Origin of the sequence: Sphingomonas zeae, assembly GCF_014197135.1 — a bacterium.
GTDB classification, from domain to species: Bacteria; Pseudomonadota; Alphaproteobacteria; order Sphingomonadales; family Sphingomonadaceae; genus Sphingomonas; species Sphingomonas zeae.
Genome location: NZ_JACIFA010000005.1, coordinates 1 through 24,307, shown reverse-complemented (window position 1 = coordinate 24,307; position 24,307 = coordinate 1). Strand labels below are relative to the sequence as shown.

20 protein-coding genes and 2 tRNA genes are annotated in these 24,307 nt (G+C 66.6%); 16 read left to right on the top strand and 6 right to left on the bottom strand.

Features of this window, described 5'->3' with window-relative positions; genetic code table 11:
• Positions 1 to 93: 93 nt before the first annotated feature.
• From GGR45_RS08770 to GGR45_RS08745, 6 genes are all read left to right on the top strand, one after another.
• The gene (locus GGR45_RS08770) at positions 94 to 1,749 is read left to right on the top strand and encodes an electron transfer flavoprotein-ubiquinone oxidoreductase (protein WP_175311293.1); all 1,656 of its coding nucleotides are present in this window, start codon (positions 94 to 96) and stop codon (positions 1,747 to 1,749) included.
• Between the two features lie 28 nt (positions 1,750 to 1,777).
• On the top strand, positions 1,778 to 3,331 hold the full coding sequence (locus tag GGR45_RS08765) for a tetratricopeptide repeat protein (RefSeq protein WP_246358130.1): 1,554 nt from the start codon (positions 1,778 to 1,780) through the stop codon (positions 3,329 to 3,331).
• Between the two features lie 41 nt (positions 3,332 to 3,372).
• Positions 3,373 to 4,209 (top strand): 4-(cytidine 5'-diphospho)-2-C-methyl-D-erythritol kinase, encoded by an 837-nt coding sequence (locus GGR45_RS08760; RefSeq protein ID WP_175311292.1) that lies wholly within the window; start codon positions 3,373 to 3,375, stop codon positions 4,207 to 4,209.
• Positions 4,210 to 4,302: 93 nt separating this feature from the next.
• Positions 4,303 to 5,376 (top strand): recombinase RecA, encoded by a 1,074-nt coding sequence (recA, locus tag GGR45_RS08755; protein ID WP_175311291.1) that lies wholly within the window; start codon positions 4,303 to 4,305, stop codon positions 5,374 to 5,376.
• 75 nt (positions 5,377 to 5,451) lie between these two features.
• On the top strand, positions 5,452 to 6,285 hold the full coding sequence (locus tag GGR45_RS08750; RefSeq protein ID WP_175311290.1) for a class I SAM-dependent methyltransferase: 834 nt from the start codon (positions 5,452 to 5,454) through the stop codon (positions 6,283 to 6,285).
• A 101-nt stretch (positions 6,286 to 6,386) separates the two neighbouring features.
• Positions 6,387 to 7,013, top strand: coding sequence for a glutathione S-transferase family protein (locus GGR45_RS08745; RefSeq protein ID WP_175311289.1), 627 nt, complete (start codon positions 6,387 to 6,389; stop codon positions 7,011 to 7,013).
• Positions 7,014 to 7,030: 17 nt separating this feature from the next.
• Here GGR45_RS08745 and GGR45_RS08740 read toward each other — a convergent pair whose 3' ends face one another.
• A complete protein-coding gene (locus GGR45_RS08740; RefSeq protein WP_175311288.1) occupies positions 7,031 to 8,362 on the bottom strand; it encodes a dicarboxylate/amino acid:cation symporter in 1,332 nt (443 codons plus the stop codon).
• A gap of 76 nt (positions 8,363 to 8,438) precedes the next feature.
• Here GGR45_RS08740 and GGR45_RS08735 point away from each other — a divergent pair, with 76 nt between their 5' ends.
• The 5 genes from GGR45_RS08735 (at position 8,439) to GGR45_RS08715 (ending at position 15,418) form a co-directional block, all read left to right on the top strand.
• Positions 8,439 to 9,695: a M24 family metallopeptidase gene (locus tag GGR45_RS08735; protein WP_175311287.1), complete on the top strand. Its 1,257-nt coding sequence runs from the start codon at positions 8,439 to 8,441 to the stop codon at positions 9,693 to 9,695.
• A gap of 66 nt (positions 9,696 to 9,761) precedes the next feature.
• On the top strand, positions 9,762 to 10,328 hold the full coding sequence (locus GGR45_RS08730) for a phytanoyl-CoA dioxygenase family protein (RefSeq protein WP_246358129.1): 567 nt from the start codon (positions 9,762 to 9,764) through the stop codon (positions 10,326 to 10,328).
• Positions 10,329 to 10,416: 88 nt separating this feature from the next.
• Positions 10,417 to 13,065 carry an alanine--tRNA ligase gene (gene alaS / locus GGR45_RS08725; RefSeq protein WP_175311286.1) on the top strand — a complete coding sequence of 883 codons (2,649 nt, stop codon included), beginning with the start codon at positions 10,417 to 10,419 and terminating at the stop codon, positions 13,063 to 13,065.
• Positions 13,066 to 13,130: 65 nt separating this feature from the next.
• Entirely contained in the window at positions 13,131 to 13,973 is an 843-nt protein-coding gene (locus GGR45_RS08720; RefSeq protein WP_175311285.1) for a hypothetical protein, read from the top strand.
• Entirely contained in the window at positions 13,970 to 15,418 is a 1,449-nt protein-coding gene (locus GGR45_RS08715) for an MATE family efflux transporter (RefSeq protein ID WP_175311284.1), read from the top strand. Before GGR45_RS08720 ends, GGR45_RS08715 begins: the two co-directional genes overlap by 4 nt.
• A 31-nt stretch (positions 15,419 to 15,449) precedes the next feature.
• Here GGR45_RS08715 and GGR45_RS08710 read toward each other — a convergent pair whose 3' ends face one another.
• On the bottom strand, positions 15,450 to 16,307 hold the full coding sequence (locus GGR45_RS08710; RefSeq protein WP_175311478.1) for a diacylglycerol/lipid kinase family protein: 858 nt from the start codon (positions 16,305 to 16,307) through the stop codon (positions 15,450 to 15,452).
• 103 nt (positions 16,308 to 16,410) lie between these two features.
• On the opposite strand from GGR45_RS08710, the gene hemB reads away from it, so the two are divergent.
• Entirely contained in the window at positions 16,411 to 17,403 is a 993-nt protein-coding gene (gene hemB, locus GGR45_RS08705; protein ID WP_175311283.1) for a porphobilinogen synthase, read from the top strand.
• An 11-nt stretch (positions 17,404 to 17,414) separates the two neighbouring features.
• Positions 17,415 to 19,619, top strand: a complete 2,205-nt coding sequence (locus GGR45_RS08700) for a spermidine synthase (protein ID WP_285138855.1) — start codon at positions 17,415 to 17,417, stop codon at positions 19,617 to 19,619.
• Positions 19,620 to 19,625: 6 nt separating this feature from the next.
• Here the strand turns inward: GGR45_RS08700 and GGR45_RS08695 are convergent, their stop codons facing one another.
• Positions 19,626 to 20,168: a hypothetical protein gene (locus GGR45_RS08695; protein WP_175311281.1), complete on the bottom strand. Its 543-nt coding sequence runs from the start codon at positions 20,166 to 20,168 to the stop codon at positions 19,626 to 19,628.
• A gap of 141 nt (positions 20,169 to 20,309) precedes the next feature.
• Here GGR45_RS08695 and GGR45_RS08690 point away from each other — a divergent pair.
• Positions 20,310 to 20,386: transfer RNA gene (locus tag GGR45_RS08690), tRNA-Arg, on the top strand.
• A gap of 33 nt (positions 20,387 to 20,419) precedes the next feature.
• A tRNA-Arg gene (locus tag GGR45_RS08685) sits at positions 20,420 to 20,496 on the top strand.
• A gap of 65 nt (positions 20,497 to 20,561) precedes the next feature.
• On the opposite strand, the gene GGR45_RS08680 is transcribed toward GGR45_RS08685, so the two are convergent.
• The 3 genes from GGR45_RS08680 to GGR45_RS08670 all read right to left on the bottom strand — a co-directional run bounded on the left by GGR45_RS08680 (position 20,562) and on the right by GGR45_RS08670 (position 22,873).
• Positions 20,562 to 21,578, bottom strand: coding sequence for an LLM class flavin-dependent oxidoreductase (locus tag GGR45_RS08680; RefSeq protein ID WP_175311280.1), 1,017 nt, complete (start codon positions 21,576 to 21,578; stop codon positions 20,562 to 20,564).
• A 72-nt stretch (positions 21,579 to 21,650) separates the two neighbouring features.
• Positions 21,651 to 22,349: an anti-sigma factor family protein gene (locus tag GGR45_RS08675; protein ID WP_175311279.1), complete on the bottom strand. Its 699-nt coding sequence runs from the start codon at positions 22,347 to 22,349 to the stop codon at positions 21,651 to 21,653.
• Entirely contained in the window at positions 22,346 to 22,873 is a 528-nt protein-coding gene (locus GGR45_RS08670; protein ID WP_175311278.1) for an RNA polymerase sigma factor, read from the bottom strand. Before GGR45_RS08670 ends, GGR45_RS08675 begins: the two co-directional genes overlap by 4 nt.
• 45 nt (positions 22,874 to 22,918) lie before the next feature.
• Between GGR45_RS08670 and GGR45_RS08665 the strand changes: the two genes are divergently transcribed.
• The gene (locus GGR45_RS08665; protein WP_246358128.1) at positions 22,919 to 24,199 is read left to right on the top strand and encodes a S8 family serine peptidase; all 1,281 of its coding nucleotides are present in this window, start codon (positions 22,919 to 22,921) and stop codon (positions 24,197 to 24,199) included.
• Positions 24,200 to 24,307 lie beyond the last annotated feature (108 nt).

The window sequence follows — 24,307 nt, the reverse complement described above, 5'->3', positions numbered from 1 at the left end:
CGGCTGTCAGGACAAGATGTTTACCGTCCGCGCCCGGACGAGCCCGCCAGACGGGACGCTACGGCAGCGGCGCGGTCACAAAGCGAGGATGCCATGAGCGAACGCGAATCGATGCCCTATGACGTGGTGATCGTCGGCGCTGGCCCAGCGGGCCTGTCGGCGGCGATCCGGCTGAAACAGCTGGCGGCCGAAACCGGCGGCGAGCTGGCGGTCTGCGTCCTCGAAAAGGGGTCCGAGGTCGGCGCGCACATCCTGTCGGGCGCGGTGATCGATCCGATCGCGCTGGACGAGCTGCTACCCGACTGGCGCGACGATGGCTGCCCGCTGGCCGAGGTGCCGGTGACCGAGAACCTCCACTGGGTCCTGAGCGCGACCAAGCAGCGCAACCTGCCGCACGCGCTGACCCCGCCCTTCATGCACAATAAGGGCACCTATACCGGCAGTCTCGGCAATCTGTGCCGCTGGCTGGCGGGCAAGGCCGAGGAACTGGGTGTCGAAATCTTCCCCGGTTTCGCCGCCGCTGAAATCCTGTTCCATGAGGATGGCCGGGTGAAGGGCGTCGCGACCGGCGATATGGGCGTGGCGCGCGACGGCACGCACAAGCCTGATTACCAGCCGGGCCTGGAGCTGCACGCCAAATACACCTTCTTTGCCGAGGGCGTTCGCGGCCATCTGTCGAAGGAAATCATCCGCCAGTTCGACCTCGCGCGTGACAGTGATCCGCAGGTCTATGGTCTGGGCATCAAGGAATTGTGGGACATCGACCCCGCCAAGCATGTGCCGGGGCGCGTGATCCACACGCAAGGCTGGCCGCTGGGCGACGACGCCAATGGCGGCGGCTTCATCTATCACCAGGCGGGCGGGCAGGTCGCACTCGGCTTCGTGACATGGCTGAACTACACCAACCCGTATATCTCCCCCTTCCAGGAGATGCAGAAGTGGAAGACCCACCCCGCCATCGCCGAGCTGCTGAAGGGCGGCAAGCGTGTCTCCTATGGCGCGCGGGCAATCAATGACGGCGGGTTGCAGGCGATCCCGAAGCTGACTTTCCCCGGTGGCGTGCTGGTCGGCTGTTCGGCGGGCTTCCTCAACGTGCCCCGCATCAAGGGCACGCACGGCGCGATGAAGTCGGCGATGCTGGCGGCCGAAGCGGCGTTCGCCGCCGTGCAGGCGGGGCGCGAGGGCGACGAGCTGACCGATTACCCGGCGGCGTTCCGCGCATCGTGGCTCTACAAGGAGTTGTCGACCGTCCGCAACGTCGTGCCGCTGGTCAAGAAATATGGCGATACGCTCGGCTCGGGGCTGGCGGGCGTGACCATGTGGGCCGAGCATTTCGGCCTCAAGATGCCCTTCACGATGAAGCACAAGCCCGATCACGAAAGCCTGTGGCGCAAGGATCAGGTGAAGAAGCCCGATTACCCCAAGCCCGACGGCGTGCTGACCTTCGATCGGCTGTCCTCGGTGTTCCTGTCGAACACCAATCATGAGGAGGACCAGCCGGTCCACCTGACGCTGAAGAATGCCGACGTGCCGATCGAGCACAACCTGCCCTTGTTCGACGAGCCTGCGCAACGCTACTGTCCCGCAGGTGTTTACGAGGTGGTGGGCGTGGAAGAGGGCGATCCGAAGTTTGTGATCAACGCCCAGAACTGCGTCCACTGCAAGACGTGCGACATCAAGGACCCGACCCAGAACATCAACTGGGTCGTACCGGAAGGCGGCGGAGGACCGAATTATCCCAATATGTAAGCGTCCGTTTTCTCGTGCCCTGACTGGATTGCTGCTGGTCGGGACCTGCTGGTCTGCTCCCGCGCTGGCCGCAGTCGAAATTCCCCGTTCGCCGCTATCGGCCTATCTGGCGGCGCGGGTGGCGGCGTCGGAAGGGCGCTCGGGGGCGGCCAGTAAGGACTATGCCGTAGCGCTGGCCGGTTGGCCCGACGATCCGGCGGTCGCCGTGCGCGCCTATCGTGAGGCGATGACCAGCGGCGACGTACCTCTGGCGCTGAAGGCCGCGCGTGTCATGGAGGCGGAGAATGTCGCGCCGATTGACGTCGCGCTGCTCGATCTGGCGATCGCGGCGCGCAAGGACGATCGGGCGGCCTATGACGCGGCGCTGACGCGGATCGACGGCGGCGCGCTGCGCATCCTGTCGCCGACCTTGCGCGCCTGGGCCGCCTGGGATCGTAAGCAGCCGGTCGAGCCCGGCCTCGACAGCGCGGGCAAGGAGCCGGTCGCGCGGCGGCTGGCCGAGGAGCATCGCATTCTCTTGGCGCTGGCAGGCAAGCGGATCGACCCGGCCTCGGCCCGCGTGCTGCTGGAGACGATGCGCGCGGCCCCCGACACCCGCATCGCGGCGGCCGAGATGATCGCCGGGCGCGGCGACGAGGCCAATGCCCGCGCGCTGCTCAGCGATCCGCTCGTTACGTCCGACCGCAAGGCGCTGGGGATCAAGCCTGATCTGGGCTTCGGCGTCTCGCAACTTCTGGTGCGGATCGGGGCAGAACTGGCGAGCGAGGGGCCGCGTCCGCTGGTGATCGCCCTGACGCGCACCGCCCTGATCGCCGACCCGGACAATGACCGTGCCCGTCTGGTGATGGCCGAGGCGCTGTCGAAGGACGAGGCCTGGGACGCCGCGATCGCCGCCATTCAGGACGTGCGCCCGCGCGGCGCCTTTGCGCACCGTGCCGCGATCGTCCGTATCGGTTTGCTCGCCGAGGCGGGGCGGCAGGGTGAGGCGCTGATGCTTGCCCGGGGATTGGCCACCGCGAAGGATTCGTCAATCGATGACTGGCAGGTCTATGCCGACCAGCTGATCGCCGCCAAGCGCCCTGCCGACGCGGTGCCCTGGTATGAACGGGTGACTCGCGCCGACCCCGCACTCCCCTGGGCGGCGTGGCTGCAATATGGCGGCGCGCTGGATCAGGCGGGGCGTAAGGACGAGGCCGACGTGGCGCTGGCCAAGGCGGTCGAACTCGGCCCCGACGAGCCGTTGGCGCTCAACTATCTGGGTTATGCGCGGATCGAGCGCGGCAAGGATGTACCGGGCTCGCTGGCGCTGCTCGAAAAGGCGAGCAAGCTGGCGCCCGACGATGCCTCGATCACCGATTCGCTCGGCTGGGCGTACTATAAGGCCGGGCAGACCAAGCGCGGCCTGCCGCTGGTCGAACGCGCCGCCATGGCCGAACCCGCCAATAGCGAGATCAACGACCATCTCGGCGACATCTATTGGGCGCTCGGACGGCATTATGAGGCACGCTATGCCTGGCGTGCGGCGGCACTGACGGCGGACGATAGCGAACAGGCCCGGCTGGCGGCGAAGATCGCGGGCTGACCGGCCTTGCCGCGCGGAGCCGTGCGACGCATGGGATGGGTATGACCGCTATCGTCGAGACCGCCCCCGCCAAGATCAATCTGGCGCTCCATGTTCGCCGTCGCCGCAACGACGGCTATCACGAGCTGGAGACACTGTTCGCCTTTTGCCGCGACGGCGATGTCGTGACGGTGGAGCGGGCCGACACTGACAGCCTGACGCTGACCGGACCCTTTGCGAGCGTGCTGGCAGGCGAGTCGCAGGACGACAATCTCGTCATGCGCGCGGCGCGCGGGTTCGGCGCGCGGTTCGGCGTGGACGATGGCCATGCTATCACCCTCGACAAGCATTTGCCGGTCGCCTCGGGCATCGGCGGGGGCTCGGCGGATGCGGCGGCGACGCTGCGGGCGCTGGCGCGGTTGCACGGCGTCGCGACGGACGACCCCGCGCTGTTCGCGCTGGCGGCCGAACTGGGCGCGGATGTTCCTGCCTGCCTGCTGGGTCAGACCGCGCGCGGCGAGGGGAAGGGCGATGCCCTTCAACCGCTGGAGCCGCTGGGGGAGCGGCCGGTCCTGCTGGTCAATCCGGGCGTCGGCGTTTCGACGGCGGCGGTCTTCGGCCGCTGGGACGGTGTGGACCGGGGGGCGCTGGGGCAGGGCGATGTGATGACGGTCGCGGCGGCTGGTCGCAACGACCTGGAGCCGCCAGCCCGTGTCATCGCGCCGCAGATCGATGCGGTCCTCGCGCTGCTGACCCGTTCGCCCGGCGTCGAACTGGCACGCATGTCGGGATCGGGCGCGACCTGCTTCGCGATTTTTGGCGACGCCGAGGCGCGCGATGCCGCAGCGGGGGCGGCGCGGGAACAGGGATGGTGGGTGCTGTCGACTTTTTTGCGATAGGCTTTGTTCGCATCTTGTTCTCGTGGAACAAAGCGCATACATTGCAGATGCGTTGAATGGACCACCAGGTTGGTCTAGCGAGGGAAGCATCTGATGGCCGCCAATCTGAAAGTGATCGAAACAGGCATGGCAACCGCAAACGCAGACCGGCAAAAGGCGCTGGACGCCGCACTCGCCCAGATCGACCGGGCATTCGGCAAGGGCTCGGCGATGAAGCTGGGGCAGAAGGAGGCGATGCAGGTCGAGGCGATCTCGACCGGCTCGCTCGGCCTCGACATCGCGCTGGGCGTCGGTGGCTTGCCGCGCGGCCGCGTGATCGAGGTTTATGGGCCTGAATCGTCGGGCAAGACCACGCTGGCGCTGCATGTCATCGCCGAGGCGCAGAAGATGGGTGGCACCGCCGCCTTTGTCGACGCCGAACACGCACTCGACCCTGTCTATGCCAAGAAGCTGGGCGTCAACATCGACGAACTGATTGTGTCGCAACCGGATACCGGCGAGCAGGCGCTGGAAATCACCGATACGCTGGTCCGCTCGAACGCGATCGACGTGCTGGTGGTCGACTCGGTGGCAGCCCTGGTGCCGCGCGCCGAGATCGAGGGTGAGATGGGCGACAGCCATGTCGGCCTTCAGGCCCGTCTGATGTCGCAGTCGCTTCGCAAGCTCACCGGCTCCATCAGCCGTTCGCGCTGCATGGTGATCTTCATCAACCAGCTGCGCATGAAGATCGGCGTGATGTACGGCAATCCGGAGACGACGACGGGCGGCAACGCGCTGAAATTCTATGCCTCGGTCCGGCTTGACATCCGTCGTACCGGTCAGATCAAGGATCGCGAGGACATCACCGGCAACACGACTCGCGTGAAGGTGGTGAAGAACAAGGTCGCACCGCCGTTCAAGCAGGTCGAATTCGACATCATGTATGGCGAAGGCATTTCGAAAATCGGCGAAATCCTGGACCTGGGCGTGAAGGCTGGGCTGGTCGAGAAATCGGGCAGCTGGTTCTCCTACGACTCGGTACGGATCGGGCAGGGGCGTGAGAACGCCAAGAATTATCTGCGCGAGAACCCCGACATGGCTGACCGGCTGGAACGGGCGATCCGCCAGCGGACCGAGAAGGTGGCCGAGGAGATGATGACCGGCCCCGATGCCGAGGACGATATCTGAAGCCATGCGGCCCGCCGGTGACGGCGGACCGTTTTTTTATCCGTATCGCGATATGGGGGGACGACGAGGCGGGCTATGACCAGCGGAATGGATTGGCAGGGCCAGATTGGCGATGTCTGGGCTGCGGAGTGGCGTCGGACAGAGCGCAGCCTGGCCGATCTCGCCCGGCATCTCGACGCGGCCATCGTCAGCGTTGCGCCGGACACGGGCGCCGTACTTGATATCGGCAGCGGAGCCGGGTCGACCAGCCTGGCGCTGCATGCGGCGCGACCCGCCCTTCGCATCACCGGGGTCGACTTGTCCTCGGAGCTGGTCGCTCTTGCGCGAGGGCGCGATCGCGAAGCCCTTGCCGATGGTCCGCAGTTCCTGTGCGGTGATGCGGTTGCCGTGGCGGCGCGCGAAGGGCCGTTCGACCTGTTGGTCTCCCGCCATGGGGTGATGTTCTTTGCCGATCCCGTTGCGGCTTTTGCCGGTCTGCGCGCGGCGGCGCGGGATGGAGCTCGGATGGTCTTTTCCTGCTTCGACGACCGATCGCGCAATATATTCGCGACCATCGCGGACGAGGCCATCGGGGCGCCTCCCGCGCCCGAAGCCGGCTATCAGCCGGGTCCCTTCGCCTTTGCCGACTTGGAACAGGTCGAACGGTGGCTGACACAAGCCGGATGGCGGCCTGACCTCGCGACGCGCGTGCCGTTCGATTATGTCGTGGGTGGAGGGGCTGACCCACTTGGGGATGCGCTGGCTTTCCTCTCCCGCATAGGTCCCGCCGCGCGCGCCATGGCGCAGGCAGCACCCGACGAACGGGCGCGGATCGAGGGTCGATTGCGCGACGCCTTGGCGGGCTACCGGGTGGGTGACAGGATCGCGCTGCCCGCGTCCGCCTGGATCTGGCGATTGAGCGCTGCCTGACGGCGACGATGTCGGGCCTTATCTCGCCTGGCACAGGGACCCCATTCGTGAACCCGCTTCCCCGCCTGACGCGTTGTCGTGCCCGAATATGGGAAACAGCCATGACCATCATCGTTCATCATCTTGAAAACAGTCGGTCACAGCGCATCCTGTGGATGCTGGAGGAACTGGGCCTTCCCTATGAGGTCAAACGCTATGCGCGGGATCCCAAGACGATGCTGGCGCCCCGCGAGCTCCGCGCCGTGCACCCGCTCGGCAAGTCGCCGTTGATCGAGGATGATGGGCTGGTCATCGCGGAGACGGGCGCGATCATCGAATATCTAGTGGGCAAGGGGGATGGCCGCCTGGGGCCACCAGCGCACCGTGAGGCGATGCAGCGCTGGCGCTTCTGGCTCCATTATGCGGAAGGGTCGCTTATGCCGCCATTGTTCGTGCTGCTGGTACTCAGCCGCATTCCCGTGATGGGCAAGGCGGCGGTGAAGCGCTTCCGGCCGATGGTCGACCGCCATCTCGATTATGTCGAAAGTGAACTGGCGCGTTCGCCCTGGTTCGCGGGCGAGCAGATGACGGCGGCCGACATCATCATGAGCTTTCCGCTGGAGGCCGCCCGATCGCGCGCCGGGCTGGACGAGCGCCGCCCCGCGACCATTGCCTGGCTCGAGCGGATTCACGCCCGCCCGGCCTATCAGGCGGCGCTCGCCAAGGGCGGACCCTATGCCTATGCGTGAGGCATAGGGTCCGGCGATCAATGCCCCCCGATCTGGCGGAAGCTGTCGGGCGCCGGCTCGGCGGGCGTGCCCGAGGGGGCGTGAAGCGAAGATACATCGACCGGTTCGGGCGGATCCAGCGGCCCTTCCCATTTGGCGATGACCGCGCTCGCCACCGCATTGCCGATCACATTGGTCGCCGAGCGCCCCATATCGAGGAAATGGTCCACCGCCAGGATCAGCAGCAGCCCGGCCTCGGGAATGTTGAACATCGGCATGGTCGCCGCGATCACGACGAGCGAGGCGCGCGGCACGCCCGCAATCCCCTTCGACGTGACCATCAGAACCAGCAGCATCGTGATTTGCTGCCCGATCGATAGATCGATGCCGTAAGCCTGCGCGATGAACAGCGACGCGAAGGTCATGTACATCATCGAGCCGTCGAGGTTGAACGAGTAGCCCAGCGGCAGAACGAAGCTGGCGATGCGCGGCGGCACGCCGAACCGGTCCAGCCCCTCCAGGATGCGGGGATAAGCGGCCTCGGACGAGGCGGTCGAAAAGGCAAGGATCAGCGGTGCGCGGATATGCGCTATGAGGTCGCGAACGCGTGGGCCAATGAACAGAGCGGCAACGCCGAGCAGAACGCACCACAGCAGAATGAGGCCCAGATAGAAGCTGCCCATGAAGATGGCGAGCTTGCCGATCACCGACGGGCCTTGTTCGGTCAGCGTTCCCGCGACGGCGGCGAACACCGCGATCGGCGCGACCCGCATGACATAGTCCGTCACTTGCAGCATCACCGCCACGAGTGCGTCGACCGCGCGGACGAGTGGCGCGGCGCGCTCGCCGACCGCCGTGATCGCGACGCCCAGGAACAGCGATCCGATGACGATCTGGAGCACCTCGTTGGTCGCCATCGCGTCGATCAGCGAGGCGGGGACGAGGTGGGTGACGAATTTCTGCAGGTCGAACCCGGCCTTCACGACCCCAGTATCGGCGGTGACGGCGGGAAGCGGGAGGTTCAGGCCGACGCCCGGATGCAGCAGGTTGACCAGCAACATGCCCAGGCTGAGCGACACGAGGCTGGCCGAGATGAACCAGGCGAGCGAGCGCACGCCGATCCGGCCCAGCGCCTTGGTATCGCCCATCTGCGCAATGCCCGACACCAGGGTCGCAAAGACCAGCGGCGCGATAATCATCTTGATAAGCCGCAGGAACAGGCCGGTGACGATCGCGAAATAGCTGGCGATCGTCTTCAATTGTGCCGCCGCCTCCGCACTGCCGTCGTTCAGCGACAGGTTGAGCGAAAGCCCCACGACGAGCCCCAGGACGAGGCCGATGAAGATGTACAAGGTCAGCCGCTTGGCCATGCATACCCCAAATTAAAATCTGCGCGGGAGCCAAGGGCATTGCGGCGCTCAGGTCAAGAATTCTATCGTCACGGTCATGCAGACCACGTTATCCCGCCGCGCGATGATCGCGGCCGCCGCCCTGCCGTTCCTCGTCCGGCCGGGCCTGCTGCGCGCGGCCGAGCCCGATCTGTCGGCGCTGTCGGACATGACCGGCGGCGCGGTGCCGATCGGCCCGGAGGAGCGGGCGCGGCGATTGACGCGAGCACAAAGCCTGATGAAGGCGAATGGGATCGGCGCGATCCTGATCGAGCCGGGATCGAGCATGATCTATTTCACCGGCGTGCGCTGGGGCCGCAGCGAACGGCTGACCGCCGCGATCCTGCCGGTCGAGGGCGAGCCGTGCATCGTCACGCCCTTTTTCGAGGAACCCTCGGTCCGCGAAACACTGGCCGTACCCGCTGAGGTGCGCGTGTGGCAGGAGGATCAGAACCCGCTGGCGATCGTCGCGGGCTTTCTACGCGACCGCAAGCTCGCGGAACGCCCGGTCGGCATCGAGGAGACGGCGCGCTTCTTCGCGTTCGACGGACTGCAAAAGGCGTTGCCCGGCGCTCGCCTCGTCTCGGCCAATCCTGTGGTGCGTGGGTGCCGGATGGTGAAGACCCCTGCCGAGATTGCGCTGATGCAACTGGCGACCGATGTGACGATGGCCGCCTATCGCTGGGTCTACCCCCGCGTCGAGGCGGGGATGACCGGTACGGAGGTCGGCGCGCTGATGAGCGCGGCAACCCGCAAACTGGGCGGCGCGCCCGAATTCAGCATGGCGCTGATCGGCGAAGCCTCGGCCTATCCGCATGGCAGCAAGCAGGTTCACCGGGTGGCGGAGGGCCAGGTCGTGCTGATGGACTGTGGCTGCACTGTCCAGGGCTATCAGTCGGACGTGTCGCGAAGCTGGGTCCATGGCGCCCCGAGCGCGGAGCAGCGCAAGGTCTGGAACACCGTGGCAAAGGGCCAGCGGGTCGCGCGGGCGGCGGCGCGGATCGGCGCGCCGGCCGGCAGCATCGACGACGCGGTGCGGCGCTTCTATGAAGCCCAAGGCTATGGCCCCGGCTATCGCCTGCCCGGCCTGTCGCACCGAACCGGGCACGGCATCGGCCTGGACGGGCATGAGCCGGTCAACCTGGTGCGGGGCGAAGCGACGCCGCTGGCGCCGGGTATGTGCTTTTCCAACGAACCAGGCCTCTATCTGCCGGGCAAGTTCGGCATCCGGTTGGAGGATTGCTTCCACATGACGGAGGCGGGGCCGGTCTGGTTCTCGACGCCGCCCCAGGCGATCGAGGCGCCGATCGGGTGAGCGCAGCACTTGACGACGCGGGCTATACGCTCTGGGCCACGACTTACCCATGCGGAACGCGCCGAATTGGCGGAACTGTTCGCGGACTGGCCTGCCGGACGCCCCGGCCAGCGGATCGACCTGGCACGGGCTGCGGCGCTCTCCGGTGTACGGCGGTTGATCGCCGACCAGGCTCCGGCCATGCGTCCGGTTCGTGCGCTGCTGTTCGACAAGGCGGACGGCGCGAACTGGGCCTTGGCCTGGCATCAGGACCGGACCATCGAGGTGGCGGAACGGCGTGAGGTCGCGGGCTTCGGCCCCTGGACCGTCAAGCGGGGACGGGTGCATGTCGCGCCGCCCGTTGCGCTGCTGGAGCGCATGGCGACGGTGCGCTTTCACCTCGATCCGGTCGATGCCGACAATGCCCCGCTGCTGGTCGCGCCGGGATCGCACCGGCTGGGGCTGATCCCTGAAGCGTCGATCGAGGCGGTGGCGGCGGATTGCGGCGAGGCGATGTGCCTGGCGGAGGCGGGTTCGGTCTGGCTCTATCGCACCCTCATCCTGCATGGCTCGGCGCGGTCCAGGCCGGAACGGCATCGGCGGGTGCTCCAGATCGACCTGTCGGCGGAGGACCTGCCCGGCGGACTGCGCTGAGCCAGCAACGGGCAAAGCGCCGGTGCGATGAACTGCCCCGAACGCGCGGGCGCTTGAGCGAGGACAAATCCTCGCCTAAGCCGCGTCCATGACCTCGACCAATGACATCCGCCGCGGCTTTCTCGACTATTTCGGTTCGCAAGGGCACCAGATCGTGCCCTCCGCGCCGCTCGTGCCGCAGAACGATCCGACGCTGATGTTCGTGAATGCGGGCATGGTGCCGTTCAAGAACGTGTTCACCGGCCTGGAGTCGCGCCCCTATTCGACCGCGACCAGCTCGCAGAAGTGCGTGCGCGCGGGTGGCAAGCATAACGATCTCGACAATGTCGGCTACACCGCGCGCCACCATACCTTCTTTGAAATGCTGGGCAATTTCTCGTTCGGCGACTATTTCAAGGAACAGGCGATCACCCATGCCTGGACCCTGCTGACCAAGGTCTGGGGCATCCCGGCCGAAAAGCTGACCGCCACCGTCTATCACACCGACGACGAGGCGTTCGAGCTGTGGAAGAAGATTGCCGGGCTGCCGGATCATAAGATCATCCGCATCCCGACCAAGGACAATTTCTGGGCGATGGGCGAGAATGGGCCGTGCGGTCCGTGCTCGGAAATCTTCTACGACCATGGCGACCATATCTATGGCGGCCCTCCCGGCAGCCCGGAAGAGGATGGCGACCGATTCGTCGAGATCTGGAACCTGGTCTTCATGCAGTTTGAGCAGGAAGCCAATGAGATCGTCGGCGAGCTGCCCAAGAAGTCGATCGACACCGGCATGGGTCTGGAGCGGATCGCGGCCGTGCTGCAGGGCGTGCATGACAATTACGACACCGACACCTTCAAGGCGCTGATCGCCGCCTCGTGCGAGCTGACGCACACCAAGGCCGAGGACGGCCAGAAGGCGTCGCACCGTGTCATCGCCGACCATCTGCGCTCGGCGGGCTTCCTGGTCGCGGACGGTGTGCTGCCCGCGAACGAGGGGCGTGGTTATGTTCTGCGCCGCATCATGCGCCGCGCGATGCGTCATGCGCATCTGCTGGGCGCCAAGGAGCCGTTGATGCACCGGCTGGTCCCCGCGCTGGTGTCGGAGATGGGCGCGGCCTATCCCGAACTGGTCCGTGCGCAGCCGCTGATCGAAGCGACGTTGAAGCAGGAAGAGACGCGCTTCCGCCAGACGCTCGACAAGGGGTTGAAGCTGCTCGACGAGGCGACCGCGGGCATGGCGCCCGGCGCGACGCTGGCGGGCGAGACGGCGTTCAAGCTCTACGACACCTATGGCTTCCCCTATGACTTGACCGAGGACGCGCTGCGTGCGCAGAACCTGTCGGTCGACCGCGCGGGCTTCGATGCCGCGATGGCCGAGCAGAAGCGCGCCGCGCGCGCCGCCTGGAAGGGCTCGGGCGCCAAGGCGTCGGACGATGTCTGGTTCGACATCGCCGAGGAAACCGGCTCGACCGAGTTTCTGGGCTATGCCTCGGACACCGGCGAGGGCGAGGTGCTGGCGCTGGTCAAGGATGGCGCGCGGGTCGACAGCGCGGCCGCTGGCGAGAGCGTCGCGATCATCGTCAACCAGACGCCTTTCTATGGCGAGAGCGGCGGCCAGGTCGGCGACAGCGGCACCATCTCCAGCGAGACCGGGCTGAAGGCGGTCGTTACCGATACCTCCAAGCAGCTTGGCCGCGTGTTCGTGCACAATGCCGAAATCCAGGAAGGCGGGATCAAGGTCGGCGACAGCGTGAAGCTGGCCATCGACACCAATCGCCGCGCCGCGATCCGCGCCAACCACTCGGCGACGCACTTGCTGCACGAAGCGCTTCGCCAGCGGCTGGGCACGCATGTCGCGCAGAAGGGTTCGCTGGTCGCGCCGGAGCGGCTGCGTTTCGACTTCTCGCAGCCGGTCGGTATGACCGCCGAGGACATTGCCGAGGTCGAGACGAGGGTGAACGAGCAGGTGCGCGGCAATGGCCCGGTCGTCACCCGGCTGATGACCCCGGACGAAGCGATCGAGATGGGTGCGATGGCGCTGTTCGGCGAGAAATATGGCGATGAGGTTCGCGTCGTGTCGATGGGCGAGGACGCCGATGGCACCTACTCGCTGGAATTGTGCGGCGGCACGCACGTCAATGCGCTGGGCGAGATCGGCGTGTTCAAGATCGTGTCGGAAGGCGCGGTGTCGAGCGGCGTTCGCCGGGTCGAGGCGCTGACCGGCGAGGGCGCGCGCGCCTATCTGTCGCACCGCGACGACATGCTGAAGGCCGCCGCCGCGACGCTGAAGACCACGCCAGACGAGGTGCCCGCGCGTATCGCCGCACTGGTCGAGGATCGCCGCCGTCTGGAGCGCGAACTGGCCGAGGCCAAGAAGGCGCTCGCCATGGGTGGCGGTGCCGGTGGTGCGGCCGCCGGACCCGAGCAGATCGGCGATGTGGCCTTTATCGGCCAGGTGCTCGACGGCTTCGAGGCCAAGGGGCTGCGTGGGGCGGTGGACGACGCCAAGCAGCGTCTGGGCGGTTCGGGCGTCGCGGTGATGGTCGCGATCAACGACGGCCGCGCCTCGGTCGCGGTCGGTGTCACCGACGACCTGACCGCCAAGCACAATGCGGTCGACCTGCTGCGCAAGGCGGTGGCGGCACTGGGCGGGCAGGGCGGCGGCGGTCGCCCCGACATGGCCCAGGGCGGCGGCCCGGACGGCACTAAGGGTGATGAAGCGGTCCAGGCGGTTCGGGACGCGATCGCGGGCTGAAACAACGAAGATGGAGGCAAGTCATGCGAAGGACGGTCAGGACGACTTTGGCATGGCTTGCCTTGATGGCAGGGTCTTTTACGGCGGTATCGGCGACGGCGCAGACGACGGGCGATCCCGTCGTCGTCACGGCCCGACCGCTGCCCACGCGGGCGGTCGTCGACAAATGGGTGCGTGACCTGTCGATCCGGCGGTCGTCGGACGAGCCCCTGTCCCGCATGAACGAGCCGTTGTGCGTCGCGACGGCGGGTCTGGCGTCGTCGGTCGGGAAGCTGCTCGCCGATCGCGTGCTGTCCAATGCCCAACGGCTGAAAATTCCGCTGGCGGGGGGCAAATGTCGGCCCAACGTCCTGATCCTGTTCGTCGACAACGGCGCGGCGCAGGTCGATTGGCTGGTCAAGCACCGGCTCGGCATGTTTGGTGACCTGCCTTATTCCACGATCCGGGCGTTGCGGCATGATCCCGGCCCGGTCCATGCCTGGCATATCACCGCCATCGCCAGCCGGGACGGCGACAAACTCGTGCAGGGGGAAGGTGGTTTTCCCATGCTGCATATCCCGAGTGCGAGCCGCATCGATGCGCCGATACAGTCGATGATCGTGGCCGCGGTCGTCCTGATCGATCGCTCCTCCATCGTGGGCCACGGAATCGATCAGATCGCCGATTACGCGGCGATGCGCACGCTGGCGGTCGTCAATCCGCAGCCGAGCGCTTTGGAGGGGGATCGTACCGCCACGATCCTGTCCCTGTTTCGCGGCGGAGACGTTCCGGCGCAGCTGACGGCGTTCGACTGGGGCTATCTGACTGGGCTTTATTCTGGGCGGGCGACACGGCGAACCCCAGCGCAATATGCCGATATGGCGCGTTCCATCGAGAAGGAACTGGCTGCCGGAGACAACAAGCCTTGAAGCCTGACCATGCACGCCGCGACCTGGCCGCCGGGCCGATCGGCAAGACCCTGTTGCTCTTTGCATTGCCGACGCTGGGATCCAGCGCGCTGCAATCGCTGAATGGGTCGATCAACGCCATCTGGATCGGCCAGTTTCTGGGCGAGCGCGCGCTGGCCGCGACGACCAACGCCAATATCATCATGTTCCTGCTCGTCGCCGCGACCTTTGGCTTCGGCATGGCGGCGACCATCCTGATCGGCCAGAATATGGGACGTCGCGACGTGAATGCGGTGCGCCGCGTATTGGGGGCGGCGTTGGGCCTGTTCGCGGTCATCTCGACCGCGACGGTGTTCGTCGGCTGGCTCGCCGCGCCCATGATCCTTCGCGCGCTGGCGACCCCGGCTGAGGTGTTTCCGCTCGCGCTTGCCTATCTGCGGGTGATCTTCGTCGCGATGCCGCCGGGCTTCATATCGGTCCTGCTGACCATGGCGCTGCGCGGCGTTGGTGATTCGATCACGCCCCTGAAGTTCATGGCCCTGGGCTCGGTCCTTGATGTCGCGTTGAACCCCGTCTTCATCCTGGGGCTGGGGCCGGTGCCCGCGCTGGGGATCGAGGGGTCGGCAATCGCCACCTTGATCGCCAATGCCGGATCGCTGCTGGCGCTCGTCACCTATATCTATGCCAAGGATCTCGTCATTCGGCTGCGTGGGGCGGAGTGGCGCAATCTGTTGCCGACCGCGCAGCTGCTCAAGACCATCGTGGTCAAGGGGTTTCCGATGGGCTTGCAGATGCTGGTCGTCTCGACCTCGGCGCTGGCGATGATGGGGCTGGTCAACCGGCATGGCACCTCCACCACCGCGGCCTACGGTGCGGCGAACCAGCTTTGGACCTATATCCAGATGCCCGCTATGGCGGTGGGCGCGGCGGTCAGTGCGATGGCGGCGCAAAATATCGGGGCGGGGCAATGGGATCGGGTCGATCGGATCACCCGTGCCGGGCTTCGCATGAATTTGCTGCTGACCGGCGTGCTCGTCCTGGTCGTGACCCTGCTCGACCGGCATGTGCTGTGGCTGTTCCTGGGCGATGAGCAGGGGGCGATCGGCATCGCGGCCAAGATCAACTTGATCGGCGGGTGGAGCTTCATCCTGTTCGGCGTGTCGATGGTGCTGGCGGCGACCGTCCGCGCCAATGGCGCGGTGGTGGGGCCGCTGGTGATCCTCGCGATTGCGATGTTCCCGGTGCGCTTTGGTCTCGCCAATCTGCTGGAGCCAAGCCTGGGTGCGGACGCGATCTGGTGGAGCTTTCCAGCGGGCTCGCTTGCTTCGATGCTGATGACCATCGGCTATTATCGATATGGCGGATGGCGCAGGGGACGGCTGACCGCGGTGGCGGGCAAGGAGGAATGCGAGGAACAGGCACTGGCCGAAGGGCAGCCGACTAATAAGGTGATGCCGGTGGGGTAGGATAGATGTTCCTCCTATATAAGAGACCTTGTCATTCGGCCGGCGCGATGACCTCGATGATCCCCGGTGCGATGCGTGCGGTAACCGGCGTGCGGGCCAGCACCTCGCCGTCGATCGAGATGGGCAGCGGCGGGATGGTGGTCAGCTTGATCTCACGCCCCCGGAAGTCGCGAACCTTTTCCTTGCGATAGTCACTACGCAGGATGCTGGCCGCCCAGTTGACGATCAGGCGGCGCTTCACATGGCCGCACACCGCCTGGACGACGATCTCGCCCGAATCGACCGCCGCCGCGTCCACCAGCTCGGTGCCGCCATGATAGGGCCCGTTGGAGATACGGACTTCGACCACGCGTAGCCGCTCGCGCTTGCCGTCCTGCTCGACGATCAGCGTGAAGGGGCGGAACCGGAGAAACTGATACGCCGCCCAGCCCAGATAGCCCAGCCGCCCGGCGACGCGCTTCAGGCCGTGCGGCACCGTCTCGGCGATCTTGGGGCTGATACCCATCGCGGCGCAATTGGCGTAATAGTCATTGTCGATCATGCCCAGGTCGATCCGGCGCGGGCGGCCGGTACGGATCACCTCGATCGCGCCCTCGATGGTCAGCGGGATGCCGAGTGACCGCGCGAAACTGTTCGCGGTGCCGAGCGGCAGCACACCCAGCATCACGTCATGCCCGACCATCAGATCGACCAGCCCGCTGATCGTCCCGTCGCCGCCGCCCAGGATCAACAGATCCGGCTTGGCAGCCAGCAATTCGCGAACGGTCGGCTCAAGGTCCTCTGGGTTCTCCACCGCACGGGCGTCAACCGGATAGGGGAGGTCGGCCATCGCGGCACTGGCGCGACGGAACAAAGCCTGGCCTCGCCGCGACTTGGCATTCACCACCATCGCCGCCGATCGAATCTCTCGCAACCTTCAATTCCTTTCGCGCCCGCAACGCTTTGCACGCAACGCTTGGCAAGCGCTGTCCGATCCCGCAAAAGCCCTTTTGATGACCGCATCCTTTCCCGCGCTTCGCCTTCGCCGTACCCGCGCCTCGCAATGGAGCCGTCGGCTTCATGCTGAAACGGTGTTGACCCCGGCGGACCTGATCTGGCCCCTGTTCGTCACCGAGGGACAGGGCGTGGAAGAACCGATCGCCAGCCTGCCCGGCGTGTCGCGCTGGTCGCTGGACGGCATCGTGGCGCGCGCAAGAGAAGCGGCGGCGTTGGGTATTCCTTGCCTGGCGCTGTTTCCCAATACACCATCCCATCTGCGCACCGAGGACGGGCGCGAGGCGCTGAACCCCGATAATTTGATGTGCCGCGCCATTCGCGCGATCAAGGATGCGGTGCCGGAGATCGGTGTGCTGACCGACGTTGCGCTCGATCCCTATACGACCCACGGGCATGACGGGCTGGTCGATGCGGCGGGCTATGTCGTCAACGACCGCACGGCCGACGCGCTGGTCGAGCAGGCGCTGACCCAGGCCCGCGCGGGCTCGGACGTGATCGCGCCGTCCGACATGATGGACGGCCGTATCGGCATGATCCGCGCCGCGCTGGAGGGTGAGGGCTTCGTCAACGTCCAGATCATGGCCTATGCCGCCAAGTACGCCAGCGCCTTTTACGGGCCGTTCCGCGACGCGGTGAACACGCGCGGGCTGCTGAAGGGCGACAAGCGCACCTATCAGATGGATCATGCCAATGCCGAGGAGGCGCTACGCGAGGTCGCGCTCGATCTGGCCGAGGGCGCGGACAGCGTGATGGTGAAGCCGGGGCTGCCCTATCTGGACATCATCCGCCGGGTGAAGGAGGAATTTCGCGTGCCGACCTTCGCCTATCAGGTGTCGGGCGAATATGCGATGATCGAGACGGCGGTAGCGGCGGGCGCGGCCGATCGCGATGCGATGGTGCTGGAGACGCTGATGGCGTTCAAGCGCGCCGGATGTTCGGGAGTGCTGACCTATCACGCCGCCCATGCCGCCCGATTGCTGAACGCCTGATCCCGTTTCCGGTGACACGCCGCATCCCGGATCTGGCGGCGCGCGCGCTGTTCGTGGCGACGATCCTGACGGGATCGTTTCTGCTGTTCCTGGTCCAGCCGCTGGTCGCGCGCATGGCGCTGCCCCGGTTGGGCGGCGCGCCCGCCGTCTGGAACTCGGCGATGTTCGTCTATCAGGCGCTGTTGCTGGGCGGCTATGCCTATGCCCATGCGCTGGGGCGGTGGCGGCCCAAGGAGCAGGCGGGGGTTCATATCCTGGTGCTGGCGGTGGCAGCGCTGTGGCTGCCGATCGGGCTGATGGCGGTCGACCTGCCGCCCGATGCCGAACCGGCATTATGGGTACCCTGGCTGCTCGGTTTGTCGATCGGACCGTTGTTCTTCGCCGTGTCGGCGCAGGCCCCGCTGATCCAGCGCTGGTTCGCGCTCGCCCAGCCGGGGCGCAATCCTTATGCGCTATACGCCGCATCCAATCTGGGCAGTTTCGCCGGATTGATCGCCTACCCCCTCCTCGTCGAACCGGCGATGACGCTTCACGGCCAGAGCCGGTTGTGGAGCCTGGGCTACGGCGTTCTCGCGCTACTGGTCGTGGTCTGCGCGGCGCGGTTGCCAGCCTCGAGCGATCCCATCGCCGACCCCGCACCGACCTCGGTCGCGCCCAGTTGGCGGCGCATCGCGTACTGGGTCGCGCTGGCGGCGGTGCCCTCCGGCTTGGTGCTGGCGACGTCGACCTATATCACGACCGACATCGTCGCGATGCCGCTGCTCTGGGTGCTCCCGCTGGGACTGTATCTGGCGAGCTTCATCATCGCCTTCGCCACCCGGCGCGGCGCGGCCGACACGCTGACCCGGATCGCGCCCGTAACGCTGCTGCTGTTCGGCGGGGTCATCATGGGCGGCTATCCCGAGCGGCCCTATTCCAATGTCGCGGTCGCGCTGCTGCTGCTGTTCATGGTGTCGGTCGCGCTGCACACCGCCATGTACCGTGCGCGGCCGGCGGTCGACCGGCTGACCGGCTTCTACCTGTGGATGGCGGTCGGTGGCGCGCTGGGCGGCGTGTTCGCGGGCATAGTGGCGCCGGTGCTGTTCGACTGGACCTATGAATATCCGCTGCTGATCCTGGCCGCGGGAATGCTGATCCCGCAGCAATTCATCCTGCCGGTGATCCGCGATCTGTGGTGGCGGCATCCCCGGGCGATGCTGGTCGCGCTGGCGGTGGTGATCGGCCTGCTGCTCGACCTCCGACTGGTCGGGCCAGCGGCGTGGTTCGGCGAGGAACGGCAGGGGACGGTGTTCCTGGTCATCGCTGCCTTGGGTTTCCTGACGATCGGGGCGCGAGCCGGTTTCGTGCTGTTGCTGGCAGCCGCGCTGGTGCTGTTCGGTGGATACCGGGCGCTGTCGCTGTCGATGGAGCGCGATGCACGGATGCGCAGCTATTTCGGCGTCTACACCGTCCGCGATGGGCCGGGCTATCGCGAGCTGGACCATGGCTCGACCGTGCATGGCATCCAGCTGCGCGGCTCGGTGGCGCGCGAGCGGACGCCGACCACCTATTATGCCCCCTATTCCGGGGTCGGCCGGGCGATGCGGGCCGCGCCGATGCTTTATGGTCCGGGGGCGCGGATCGGCGTCGTTGGACTGGGGACGGGAACGCTCGCCTGCTATGCCAAACCGGGCCAAAGCTGGCGCTTCTACGAGATCGATCCCGTCATCGTCCGTATCGCGCGCGATACCGGTCAGTTCAGCTATCTGCGGCGGTGCCAGCCCGATCCCATCATCCGCATCGGCGACGCGCGCATCCGCCTCGCCGCCGAGGCACCGGCCAGCCTCGACCTGCTGGCGCTCGATGCCTTTTCCTCCGACGCGGTCCCGGCGCATCTGCTGACCCGCGAGGCGTTCGCGACCTATGCCCGGGTTCTGTCGCCGCGCGGGTTGCTGCTGGTGCACATCTCCAACCGCTTCGTCGATCTGGAGCCGCTGGTCGCCGCCGCCGCCCGCGAGGGGGGCTGGAAGATTTCGCGGCTGAGCTATGTGCCAACCGATCTGGACCGTGAGGTGCAGGCAACGGCCTCGGTCTGGCTGGCGCTCTCGCGCGGTGCCCGTGTGCTGAAGGCGCTGGAGGCGCAGGGCGGTGACTGGACCCCGGCGGTGGCGCCACCCGGTCTGGCCGCCTGGACCGATAACTATTCCAGCATCCTGCCCTTTATCCGCCGGTTCTGACCCGAGTCAGGCGGCGGGCAGGGTATCGTTGATCGCCTTGATCTGCTCAGCCTGCCGCGTCACCGCCGCCGACGCCCGCTCACGTAGAGCATTTAGCGTCGGATAATCCGGTTCCAGCGCGGCAGCACGCTGGATCGCGCGATCGTCGATTTCGGTCAACAGTGACGAGGTCCGCGCACGGATTTCGTCGAGCGTCGCCAGCGCGGTCTGTGCGGCCAGCCAGGCATCGCTGCCCACCGCCGCCCCGCGCGCCCTGGCGGCGTCCGCGCGCGCCTGGTCATGCGCCGTGCCGAACTCCTGCTCCACGCTCGTCAGGCGGCGGGCCAGCTCGGTGATCTGGGTATCGAGGGTGGGATCGGGGCGAAGCACGACCGGCTTGGCCGCAGGTTCGGCAAAGCCCTGTTTTTCGACCGGCCGCACCGCCAGCGACGGATAGGGGGTGGTGCCACGATCGCGCGCGCACCCCGCCAGGCTCAGGCCGACGAGAAGGATGGAGGCGCGCAGGATATGAGCGGGCCGGGCGAACGGGGCGGGGCGATAGGGCGTCATCGCGATCTTCCTAGCCGCAACAGGATGCCGGACCAAATGCCGCAAAGCCCTGGCCCGGTCCTGCAGGACAAAAAATGTGGATAACCGTTGCAAAGGGGTTGCCAAGATTCGGAAGCGCTTCTATCAGCCCACCTCCACAGCGCGCCCGTAGCTCAGCTGGATAGAGCATCAGACTACGAATCTGAGGGTCGGACGTTCGAATCGTTCCGGGCGCGCCAGTGGATCACATCCGGTCTCTTGAGACCCCATGCGCGCCCGTAGCTCAGCTGGATAGAGCATCAGACTACGAATCTGAGGGTCGGACGTTCGAATCGTTCCGGGCGCGCCATTTTCCCCGACATCATTGGCACCACGGCGCTTCGGCCCCGACCGCAGCCGGGGCCTGTCCCGTCGTCAGCGCCAGCCGAGCGCGGGCGCGATGTGGTGCAGGATGTTTTCGAGCACATGCACGTTGTAATCCACGCCCAGTTGGTTGGGGACCGTCAGCAATAGCGTATCGGCCTCCGCGATCGCTTCATCGGCGCGCAATTGTTTGATCAGGCGCTCCGGCTCGGCAGCGTAGGAGCGACCGAAGACCGCGCGCATATTGTCGATGACGCCGACCTGATCCTGGCTATCGTCACGGCCGAAATAGGCGCGGTCCTGATCGGTGGTCAGTGCAAAGATCGAACGCGAGACCGATACGCGTGGGGCGCGATAATGCCCGGCCGCCGCCCAGGCTTCGCGATAGGCGCGGATCTGCTTGGCCTGCTGGACATGGAAGGGCTCGCCGCTTTCATCGGCCTTCAGGGTCGAGCTTTGCAGGTTCATGCCTTGCTTGGCCGCCCAGATTGCGGTGGCGTCGGAGGCGGAGCCCCACCAGATACGGTCGCGCAGGCCCGCCGAATGCGGCTCCAACCGCAACAGGCCCGGCGGGTTGGGGAACATCGGACGGGGATTGGGCTTGGCAAATCCCTGCCCCTTTAGCAGGTGCAGGAATACCTCGGCATGGCGGCGGCCCATATCGGCGTCCGTCTCCCCTTGCGCGGGGCCATAGCCGAAATGTCGCCATCCCTCGATCACCTGTTCGGGCGAGCCCCGGCTGATGCCAAGCTGCAATCGTCCGCCGCTGATGAGGTCGGCCGATCCGGCATCCTCGACCATGTAGAACGGATTTTCGTAGCGCATGTCGATCACGCCGGTCCCGATCTCGATCCGGCTGGTCCGCGCGCCGACGGCGGCGAGCAGCGGGAAGGGGGAGGCGAGCTGCTGCGCGAAGTGATGAACTCGGAAATACGCCCCGTCCGCGCCCAATTGCTCGGCCGCGACGGCGAGGTCGATCGACTGGAGCAGTACGTCTTGCGCCGACCGCGTGGCGGACTGGGGCGAGGGCGACCAATGGCCGAACGACAGGAAACCGATTTTTTTCATACGCTCAAGATAAGGCGAATGTGCGGCCGGTCCACCGACGTGGGGGAAACGGTCGCTTTCCGAAATCACAGGTCAGCGTGCTCGCCAGTGGCTTGCGATCGCCTTTTTCTCCCCCGCCGCGTCGAGCGGCATGTCGGCCATCATGTTCTGCGCGGTCGCCATCAACTCGACATCGGACGACCCTGCCTGTACATAACCGCCACCCGAGCGCGGCGCGCTGCCCGGCATGGTCCGGCGCAGCGCCCAGCCCTTCGGATCGCGACAGGCTATACCGTCCGCCTCTGCCGACTGGAACACCCGGCAAAAGCCATTGTCCTGTGCGCGGAAGCTGACCGCGATGCGCACCGGCCCCTTTGCCCCGCTGGCCTGATCGTCGAGTGCCTGGGCAAGCGATCCGGCGGCGTAGAGACCATGGTCGGTCGCCATGACCGACCCTTCCCGATCCATGCCGCGCCCGACCACCACGCCGACGACAAGGCACGCGGCCATCGCCGCCGCCGATTGCCAGGCAGCCGACACGCGCCGGGCGCGCGGCGGGCGTTTTGGCATCTGCACGACATTGCTGGTCAGCATCGCCGCCAGCCGGTCGGGCACGGGATCGTCGGCGATCGGCGCATAGGCCTCGCTCAGCTTGGATTTCAGGCGGCGATGGCGCGCGACCTGTTCGGCCAGGGCGGGATCGTTGGCGATGGCGCGTTCGACGCGTTTCGTCGTCAGCGGATCAAGCGCGCCGTCGGCATAGGCCATCAGCAATTCGGGTTCGATCGTCATGCCGCTTCTCCCAGCCGCGCCATCAGCGCCTGTCGCCCACGTACCAAGCGTGAGGTCAGGGTTCCCATCGGAATGTCCAGTATCTCGGCGGCTTCCTTATAGGCCAGCCCCTCGACCAGCACGAGCGCCACCGCTTCGCGCTGTTCATCGGGCAGGGTGCGCATCGCCGCGTCGACCTCGTTCAGCGCGACCCGCGCTTCGGCATTGCCCGTGCCGCCGACGCTCAAGCCCGCCTCTTCGGCGACGAAGGTCTCCGCCGCGCGCGACCGGGCACGGGCGGTGTCGATCCAGGCATTGCGCATGATCCGGTACATCCAGCTGTCCAATCGCGTCCCCACCTGCCAGGACCCTCGCGCCAACAGCGCCTTTTCGATCGTGACCTGACACAGATCGTCCGCATCCGCCCCGTCATGGGTGAGTGATCGCGCAAACCGCCGCAGTCGCGGAAGCAGCGCCAACAGCTCGGTCTCGAAAGCGGCCAAACCTGTTTTCCTTGTTGCCGGGATGAAACGGATGAGGTTCATCGTTTAATCCATGTCGGCATGAATTTTGACAATGGGTGAACGGCGATGAAGCGGACGACCCGCTATCTGGCACTATCGATGGCAGCGGCGGGTCTGGTGCTGGGCGTGACGGCGGGGCGAGCGCAGCTGGTGCCGTCGCTGCCGGGGATGCCGTCACTTCCCGGCGGCCTGCCCTCGGTCGGGCGGAGCATCACGTCTCTGGCCGATCCGGTGATCGACCGGGTCGAGGCGGCGTCTCGAACAACCGCGCGACAGCTGGCGCAGGTTCGCCGTGCCACCTTCGCGCAGCTGGTCCGCGACCATCCGAACGCCATTGCGCTGGATCCGATGGGCTTTCCGGCCCGGGCGGGCGAGGTGGTAGTCGATGCCCCGAGCGACGCGCTGCTGGCGGCCGTCGGGCGGCTGGGCTTTACCGTCATAGAGCGCGACGACGTGCTGGGCGTCGGCTTCGTCCGGCTGCGCGTGCCGCCGGGCCAGTCGTTGAAGGCGGCGTTGGCCGTCCTCGAAAAGTTGGGCGGAGAAGTGAGCGCCGATCAGCTCCATCTGCCAAGCGGTAGTGGCGCTTCGATTGGCATGTCCGCCGGGGAAGGAAGTGGCGCGCGCGGTACCATGGTCGGCGTAATCGACGGAGGCGCCGAGGGCGCGGCAGTGACGAAGGGCTTCGCGACGGGAGCACCGCGCGCCAACGATCATGGCACCGCGGTCGCCTCGCTGATCGCGGGGAGCAACGGTATCCACGGATCTCTGCCCGGTGCGCGGATCGTCTCGGCCGATGTCTATGGCAGCGATCCGGCGGGCGGTAACGCGACCGCTATCGCCAAGGCGCTGGGCTGGCTGGTCGAGCAGCGCGTGTCCGTGGCGACGATCAGTCTGGTCGGCCCCACCAACCCGCTGCTCGCGCGCGTGGTCGCGGCGGCGCAGAAGCGCGGGCTCATCATCGTGGCGGCGGTCGGCAATAACGGACCCGCCGCGCCGCCCGCCTATCCGGCCTCCTATCCCGGCGTCATCGCCGTGACCGGCGTCGATGGACGCGGGCGTCCCCTGATCGAGGCGGGACGGGCGAGCCATGTCGATTATGCTGCACCCGGCGCGGACATGCTGGCCTCTGGGGTCGGCGGCCGTCGGCTCAAGGTGCGGGGCACGTCCTTTGCCGCGCCGCTGGTCGCCGGGCGGGTGGCGGCGGCTTACCCATCCCTCGATCCGGGCCGCATCCATGCCGCGCAGGCCGAAGTCGATGCCGAAGCAAAAAAAATCGGGCGTAAAGCGGAGGAAAAATTCATAGGCCGCGGAATAGTTTGCGCCGATTGCCGGACGCCTGCGCAGTAAAAGGCGAATCTTTCTAGGGTCAGGACTCGTTGATCAAAGCCAGAAGATGATGGTGGCAGCGAGGGCGACGGCGGAGAAGAAGGCGGTTGGGCACCGATCGTAGCGGGT